Below are 8,400 nucleotides of genomic sequence, written 5' to 3'. Positions count from 1 at the left end.
CGCAGGTACGCGCATGTATATATCTGTCATCTTTCATACATATAGTATAGTATATATCATTCGAATATAGGTATTATTATCAAGCAAATATGTATAGTACACATAGTTTAAAAAGGCCGATTCATCTCCCCTACAAGTAAGGGGGAATTCTCGGCATACTTCTTAAACAATTGTGATCAGGCATGACTGTTCTCATGGTGGGAACAGTCTTTTTCTGATCAATCCGCGAATAAATGTAAGCGCTTAGAATTTTCCCTGTTTTTCAAATCTGAGACCTGATAGAATACAGATAGAGATTGAATTTGGAGGTCAGTTTATGGAAAAACTGAGTCCTTCCGCACTTACAGAAATTGATACCATTGTTGCAAAACACCGGAATCAGCCGGGCCCGGTTATTGAGATGCTCCATGAGGTGCAGAATTCTCTGGGGTATATACCTTTTGAGGCAATGGAGAAAATTGCGGAAGCTGCAGGGACAAGTCCTGCCCAGGTGTATGGGGTTGTAACGTTCTATGCCCAGTTTACGACACAGCCAAAAGGAAAGCATGTCATCAATGTATGTTTAGGTACGGCCTGCTATGTCAATGGCAGTCAGAAACTGGCAGATCTGCTTGCGGAAAAGACAGGAGCTGGCATCAATGAGACAAGCAGGGACGGGCTGTTTTCACTGGATGCGACAAGGTGTCTTGGCGCGTGCGGACTTGCACCGGTATGCATTATTGATGGCAAAGTCTATGGCAATGCGCTTGTGTCCGGCAATGCCATCAGGCGCATTGAAGAGATCAGGGCACAGGAGGCGGACCATGGATAATATCATTCATTCCATTGATCAGCTCAATGCGATTCGTGATGCCTATCGCGACAATGTGCTTGTCCGCATGGAAGACAGTCATCCGGTCTTTGAAGCGGATAATGTGCATATGAACATTCTGTGCTGTGCGGGCACGGGCTGTACTGCCGGGGAGTCAGAAGAAAACATCCGCAGGTTTGAACAGCTGATTGATGAAAATCATCTGCAGGACAATGTGGAAGTCATCCGCACCGGCTGCTTCGGCCTGTGCCAGAAAGGACCGATTGTGGCAATTTATCCTGATCAGGTCTTCTATACGCATGTGCATCCGGAGGATGTGGACAGGATTTTCTTTGAGCATGTTGTAGGCCGTCGTCCGCTCAGAAAGAAGCAGCTGTGCGACGTGGATCCATCTACCGGGCAGACAGTCTATGATCTGGACCGGATCCGCTTCTATCAGAAACAGATGCGGATTGCGCTGCGCCACTGTGGCCGCATCAATCCGGAAGATATTAATGAGTATATTGCAGTGGACGGCTATCAGGCGCTGGCCATGTGTCTGCGTGAGAAATCAGGGCAGGATGTCATTGATATCATTAAGGCATCCGGTTTAAGAGGCAGGGGCGGTGCCGGTTTTCCGACCGGAAAAAAGTGGCAGTTTGAAAAGGATCAGCCGGGCAATGAGAAGTACGTCATCTGCAATGCGGATGAAGGCGATCCGGGTGCGTTCATGGACCGCTCCATTCTGGAAGGGGATCCTCATAGTGTTATCGAAGGACTTGCCTGCATGGCATATGCCGTAGGTGCGCATCATGGCTATATTTACATCCGGGCGGAGTACCCCATTGCTGTGCACCGTCTGGAGATTACCCTGCGGGAAGCACGGGAATACGGTTTGCTTGGCCGCAATATTCTTTCTTCCGGCTTTGACTTTGATCTGGAGATCCGGCTTGGTGCCGGTGCCTTTGTCTGCGGCGAAGAGACGGCATTGATCGCCTCAATTGAAGGCAGGCGCGGCATGCCATCACCCAAGCCGCCGTTTCCGGCGGTTTCGGGTGTCTGGGGAAAGCCTACCAGCATCAACAATGTGGAAACACTGGCTAATGTCCCGATCATTCTGACTAAGGGGGCAGACTGGTACAGTTCGATCGGTACTGTTGGTTCCAAGGGGACCAAGGTCTTTGCCCTGGGCGGCAAGATTGTCAACACAGGCCTTGTGGAGGTGCCGATGGGCACCACGCTGCGTGAAATCATTTATGACATTGGCGGCGGCTGTCCAGATGGCAAGCGCTTCAAGGCAGTGCAGACCGGCGGTCCTTCCGGCGGCTGTCTGACGGAAAAAGAGCTGGATACGCCAATTGACTATGAAACATTGACAGCAGCAGGCTCGATGATGGGCTCTGGCGGCATGATTGTGCTGGATGAGGACAGCTGCATGGTCGATGTGGCACGTTTCTATATGTCCTTTATCTGTGATGAAAGCTGCGGCAAATGTACGCCATGCCGGGTTGGCACCAAGCGTCTTCTGGATATGCTGGATGCCATTGCGGAGGGACGCGGAACCCTTGCCATGCTGGATGAGATGGAAGATCTCTGTCATGAGATCAAGGATACAGCCTTGTGCGGTCTTGGCCAGACAGCCCCCAATCCGATTCTTTCTTCGCTGCATAAATTCCATGATGAATATGTGGAGCATGTGGTGGATCACAAGTGCCGTGCCCATGTATGCAAGCGTTTATTGCGCTATGAGATTGACGAATCGGCGTGCCGTGCATGTTCTTTGTGCGCCCGCAATTGTCCGGTTCAGGCGATTTCCGGCGAACCTGGACGCAAGCCATACCATATCGATCAGGACAAGTGCATCAAATGTGGAAGCTGTCTGAATAACTGCCGCTTCCATGCGGTGCAGAGACTGTGAGGTGAGAAATCATGAGTGAAGTGCATATCAAGATCAATCATCAGTTTGTGACTGCCGAAAGCGGCGATACGATTCTGCAGGCAGCCAACCGGGCCGGCATTCAGATTCCTACCTTGTGTTATCTGAAAAATGTGATTCGCTCTGGTGCCTGCCGGGTATGTCTGGTGGAAGTCAAAGGCGCAAGAGCACTGCTTTCTGCCTGCACAACGCCGGTTTCGGAAGGCATGGAAGTATTGACCAACTCGGAGCGGGCGATCAGAGGCCGCAAGACAACGGTCGAGCTGATGATGTCAAATCACAATAAGAATTGTCTTTCCTGCAAGCGGAACCAGAACTGTGAGCTGCAGCGGCTGTGTGCTGAGCTTGGCATCCGGGAAAACCGCTTTGAAGGTGAACATTCGCCAGCCACCCTGGAGCAGGCAAGCTGGGGCATCGTCCGGGATACAAGCAAATGTGTGCTTTGTGAAAGATGTATTGGCGTCTGCCGCAATGTGCAGGGGCTTGGCATTCTGTCTTTGCAGAAACGTGGTTTTTCAACAATTTGCGGACCAATCGGCAATGGTTCCTTCAATGATGTGGACTGCATGCAGTGCGGTCAGTGCGTCATTGCCTGTCCGGTTGGGGCTTTGAGTGAGAAGGAAAATATTCATGATGTCATTCTGGCGATCAACGATCCTGACAAGGTTGTCATCTGTCAGACCGCCCCGGCAGTGCGGGCTGCGCTGGGGGAGGAATTTGGCCTGCCGATCGGCACGCGGGTAACGCACAAGATGGTAGCGGCATTGAAACGGTGCGGTTTTGACCGGGTGTATGATACCGACTTTGGCGCTGATCTGACAATTATGGAAGAAGGCCATGAGCTGTTAGAGAGAATAAATGGACATGGCGTTCTGCCGATGTTTACATCATGCTCACCTGGCTGGGTGCGTTACATGGAATATGAATATCCGCAATTGCTGGATCATCTTTCTACGTGTAAGTCACCGCATATGATGTTTGGTGCCATCTGCAAGACCTACTGGGCAAAGCAACACAATATTGATCCGTCCCGGATCTATGTAGTTTCCATTATGCCATGTATTGCCAAGAAGTCTGAGATTCACAAGGAAGAGAATCAGACCGGGGATTATCCGGACGTGGATGCGGTGTTAACAACAAGAGAAGCCGCAAGGCTGATCAAGATGTATGGCATGGATGATCTGGATGCGCTGCAGGAAGAGGACTATGACCAGGATTTTCTTGGGGCTGCTTCGGGTGCCGGGGTGATCTTTGGGGCCGGCGGCGGTGTGATGGAAGCAGCGCTGCGTACATTAAAGCAGGAAACAGAAGGCAAAAAGCTGGAGCGGGTTGATTTTGGAGAGTGCCGCGGCATGGCTGGCGTCAAGGAAGCACAGGTGGAACTTCTGGGCAAAAAGTACTGGGTTGCCATGGCAAGTTCGATGTCCTGTGCAAAGCCGCTGATTGAGGATGTGCGCACGGGGACAAGCAAGTATGCATTCATTGAGATCATGGGCTGTCCGGGCGGCTGTATCAATGGCGGCGGCCAGCCGATTGTCAGTGCCCGGGCAAAGCATGGACGTCTTGGTTATTCCTATAAGGATCTGCGCATGAAGGCACTGTATGAAGAAGACCGCTATGCACCAGTGCGGGTGTCCTGCGATAATCCGCAGATTCAGCAATTGTATTCTGCCTTTCTTGGAAAACCAGGCAGTGAGATCAGTGAGCATCTTCTGCACACTTCCTACCATCGCCGGCCACGTTTTACCGGATGGAAAACGAAACCTGAAGAGCAGCCGTGAGTTTCCGCTCTCAATTGCATTGTTTTCGGCCAAAAAATGATCAGGATAGGATATAATGAAAGCGCAATCAAGTTTAATTCAGGAGGCAAATCATGAGAGCTAATACAATGGCAGCGATGATCCTGGCCGGGGGAAGAGGTTCACGTCTTCTGGATCTCACCAAAAAAGTCGCAAAGCCAGCAGTTCACTTCGGCGGAAAGTACCGTATTATTGATTTTCCGCTGAGCAATTGTGCCAATTCGGGAATTTCAACAGTAGGAGTATTAACACAATATGAGTCGGTTGTACTCAACTCCTATGTTGCCAAGGACCAGTTCTGGGGCCTGGATACCAATGATGGCGGTGTCTATGTGCTGACCCCGCGTGAGCGTGATGACAAGGGCCTTGAAGTTTACAGAGGCACCGCAGATGCCATCACTGCCAATCTGGATTTTCTGGATCAGGTGGCACCGGAATATGTATTGATCCTTTCCGGTGATCATATTTACAAGATGAATTATGCCAAGATGCTTGCCTATCATCAGGAAAAGCAGGCAGATGCGACGATTGCCGTTCTGCAGGTTTCTTTGAAAGAAGCAACCCGCTTTGGCATCATGAACTGTGATGAGAACGATATGGTCGAAGAGTTTGAAGAAAAGCCTGCCCATCCCAAGAGCAACCTGGCTTCCATGGGTATCTACATCTTCAACTATAAACTGCTGCGCAAGTATCTGAGTGCAGATGACAAGGATCCCAATTCCAATCATGACTTTGGCAAGGATATCATTCCGGCATATCTGAAAGACGGCCGCCGTCTGGCTGCCTATCGTTTCTCCGGTTACTGGAAGGATGTCGGCACCGTGGATTCACTGTGGGAAAGCAACATGGACCTGCTGAAGAAGAACAGTGAGCTGGATCTGGAAGATCCGTCCTGGAAGATCTACACAGAGGATGTCAATGCTCTGCCGCAGTTCATTGGTGAAGATGCCGTGATCAAGAATGCCTATATTACCCAGGGTGCCGTTGTGCTTGGCACAGTGCGCAACTCTGTGGTCAGCACAAACTGCCGGATCGGCAAGGGTGCAGAAGTGGTTGATTCTGTGATTCAGCCGGGTGCTGTCATTGGTGAAGGTGCCAAAGTGACCCGGTGCATTGTGGCAGATAATGTGGAAATTGCACCGGGTGCCGTTGTCGGCAGTGCGGACAGTGAGCATATCAGCCTTGTCGCAAAGAAATATGTGGAGTGAGGAGGAAGACTGATGAACGCACTTGGAATTATTTACTTTGAAGGCAATTCGGTCAATGTCGAAGGTCTTGGTGATTATCGGCCGGTGCCGGCGATGGCCTTTATGGGAAGATACCGTGTCATTGATTTCATCCTCAGCGATATGACCAATTCGGGCATCAACAATGTGCAGGTATACTGCAAGGAGAAGCCCCGCAATCTGATTGAGCATCTGGGCAGCGGCCAGCATTACAATATCAATTCAAAGCGAGGCAAGCTGCGTGTACTCTATGGTGAAAAGACATTCTCTTCACCGGTATACAACCATGATGTTGCCAACTATATGCTCAACATGGAGTATATCGAAGGCGATCCGAATCCATATGTGGTCCTGGCACCGAGCTATTTCATCTATTCACTGGATTTCAATGAAGTACTGCAGGCCCACAAGGATTCTGGTGCTGATGTGACAGTGCTTTATACCAATACCAATGATGCCAAGCGTGCTTACCTTGGCTGTGACACACTGGCCATGGACAAGGAAAAGCGTGTCATTGGCGTGGATACAAACCGCGGTGCGAAAAAAGCCAATACCATCTGTCTGGAGGCATATGTACTGAGCAAGGCGCTGTTCATTGAGCTGGTCAAGAAAGCAGCAGCGACTTCTTCTCTGTACTGGTTCAAGGATATTCTCAAGGATTCCCTTGGCGAGCTGCGTGTGCAGGGATACAGCGTGCGCGGTTTTGTGGCATGCATTAACTCTCTGCCGGAGTATTACAGATGGATGATGGCGCTGCGTGATCCGTCCACTGCCAGCGGACTGTTCAAGCCGGGCTGGCCGATCTATACGCAGACATCAGATTCTGCGCCGACAAAGTTTACGGATGATGCCGAGGTCAAAGGCAGCGTGGTTGCCAACGGCTGTGTCATTGACGGTACAGTGCAGGATTCCATCATCAGCCGTAATGTCCGCATCTGTCATGGCGCCATTGTCAAGGATTCCATTATTCTGCCTGGCGCATATATTGGCGAAGACGCCAAGCTTGATCATGTTGTGGTGGACAAGTATGCCATCATTCATCATGTCAAGGCACTCAAAGGAACAGATGATGATCTGGTCTACGTCAAGCGGCGTGACAGAATCTGACAGGGAGGCGTAATTCATGGGAAGATCAATATTGTTTGCGGCTTCGGAAGGATTACCGTTTGTCAAGACCGGCGGTCTGGCAGATGTCATCGGCTCTTTGCCGAAGGCACTGGCCAAGCGCGGTCATGATGTGCGTGTTGTCCTGCCTCTGTACAAGAAGATTATTGAGAAGCACTATGATGAGCTGGAAAGACTGGGGACCATTCAGGTGCATTCCGGCTGGATCAATCAGCCTGCGACTTACTACAAGGCAGAAGTAGACGGTGTCATCTACTACTTCATTGAGCACCAGTACTACTTTGAGCGTGACGGCCTGTATGGCTATCAGGATGATGGTGAGCGTTTTGCCTTCTTCCAGCGAGCTGCTCTGGATATGATCTATTTCATCAACTGGTGGCCGAACATCATTCACAGCAATGACTGGCAGTGCGGCATGATTCCGCTGCTGTGCCATGCATGCTATGCGGATGATTACCGCTATCAGAATATCCGCCATGTCTTTACGATTCATAACCTGGCTTTCCAGGGCAACTTCGGCGTAGATATGTTGCCGAGCTGCCTGGGCCTGGATTACAGCTATTTTGACAATGGCTCGATCAAGTTTGATTCCGGCATTTCCTTCATGAAAGCCGGCATCGTCTATGCGGACAAGGTCACAACCGTTTCGCCGACTTATGCCAATGAGATTCTGACCCAGACATATGGTGAGCGCATGGATGCGATCCTGCGCTATCGCAGAGAAGATCTCTGGGGTATCGTCAATGGCATTGACTATACGCTCTGGAATCCAAAGACTGATAAAGCTCTGAAAAAGAACTATGACATCAAGTCATGGAAGAGCGGCAAGAAAGCCAACAAGGCGGCATTGCAGAAAGAACTTGGCCTGGAGGTCAAGCCGGACACATGCCTGGTTGGCATTGTTTCCCGTCTGACCAACCAGAAGGGTGTCTATCTGATCACAGACCGGATTCAGGAGATCATGGGCCTGGATATCCAGTTTGTCGTGCTTGGCACGGGTGAGCAGAATGCTGAGAATGCTTTCCGCTGGATGGAAGATACCAACAAAGGCAGGGCAGTTTACTACTGCGGCTATAATGAGGAGCTGGCACACCGCATTTATGCAAGTGCTGATCTGTATCTGATGCCGTCTTTGTATGAACCGTGCGGATTGAGCCAGCTGATTGCCTTGCATTATGGCACTCTCCCGTTGGTGCGTGAGACCGGTGGTCTGAAGGATACTGTGCAGCCGTACAACCAGTATACGGGCGAGGGCAATGGCTTCTCGTTCTATGCGGCCAATGCGGATGATATGGTCTATACGCTGCGCTGGGCAGTGGATCAGTATTATCACAATGAAGCGGGCTGGAATGGCCTGGTTGAGCATGCGATGAATTATGATGCCAGCTGGGACAAGAGCGCAGATATTTACGAGGAACTGTATTACACCATCTGCAACTGGCCTGACAATTGATTGAACAGGAACAGGGGGCTTTCCCCTGTTTTTTGGATGGGATTGTTTTCGCAAGATGACATGCTGGCATT

The 8,400-nt window shown here is 50.5% G+C and carries 6 protein-coding genes; all 6 read left to right on the top strand.

Annotated elements, in window-relative coordinates; all coding sequences use genetic code 11:
* Positions 1 to 316: 316 nt before the first annotated feature.
* The 6 genes from MOZ60_RS11105 (at position 317) to glgA (ending at position 8,329) form a co-directional block, all read left to right on the top strand.
* Positions 317 to 811: an NADH-quinone oxidoreductase subunit NuoE family protein gene (locus MOZ60_RS11105; RefSeq protein ID WP_108774361.1), complete on the top strand. Its 495-nt coding sequence runs from the start codon at positions 317 to 319 to the stop codon at positions 809 to 811.
* On the top strand, positions 804 to 2,708 hold the full coding sequence (locus MOZ60_RS11100; RefSeq protein ID WP_370596727.1) for an NADH-ubiquinone oxidoreductase-F iron-sulfur binding region domain-containing protein: 1,905 nt from the start codon (positions 804 to 806) through the stop codon (positions 2,706 to 2,708). The genes MOZ60_RS11105 and MOZ60_RS11100 overlap by 8 nt, the downstream gene beginning before the upstream one ends.
* Positions 2,709 to 2,719: 11 nt before the next feature.
* The gene (locus MOZ60_RS11095) at positions 2,720 to 4,507 is read left to right on the top strand and encodes an NADH-dependent [FeFe] hydrogenase, group A6 (protein ID WP_370596726.1); all 1,788 of its coding nucleotides are present in this window, start codon (positions 2,720 to 2,722) and stop codon (positions 4,505 to 4,507) included.
* Between the two features lie 92 nt (positions 4,508 to 4,599).
* Positions 4,600 to 5,733, top strand: coding sequence for a glucose-1-phosphate adenylyltransferase (locus MOZ60_RS11090; protein ID WP_277010124.1), 1,134 nt, complete (start codon positions 4,600 to 4,602; stop codon positions 5,731 to 5,733).
* Positions 5,734 to 5,745: 12 nt separating this feature from the next.
* The gene (gene glgD, locus MOZ60_RS11085) at positions 5,746 to 6,858 is read left to right on the top strand and encodes a glucose-1-phosphate adenylyltransferase subunit GlgD (RefSeq protein ID WP_370596725.1); all 1,113 of its coding nucleotides are present in this window, start codon (positions 5,746 to 5,748) and stop codon (positions 6,856 to 6,858) included.
* A 16-nt stretch (positions 6,859 to 6,874) separates the two neighbouring features.
* The gene (gene glgA / locus MOZ60_RS11080) at positions 6,875 to 8,329 is read left to right on the top strand and encodes a glycogen synthase GlgA (RefSeq protein ID WP_277655159.1); all 1,455 of its coding nucleotides are present in this window, start codon (positions 6,875 to 6,877) and stop codon (positions 8,327 to 8,329) included.
* Positions 8,330 to 8,400 lie beyond the last annotated feature (71 nt).

The organism is Grylomicrobium aquisgranense (assembly GCF_033971865.1).
Lineage (GTDB): Bacteria > Bacillota_I > Bacilli_A > Erysipelotrichales > Erysipelotrichaceae > Bulleidia > Bulleidia massiliensis.
Note: the sequence above shows the minus strand (reverse complement) of the source record. Positions and strands in the feature narration are given on the sequence as shown.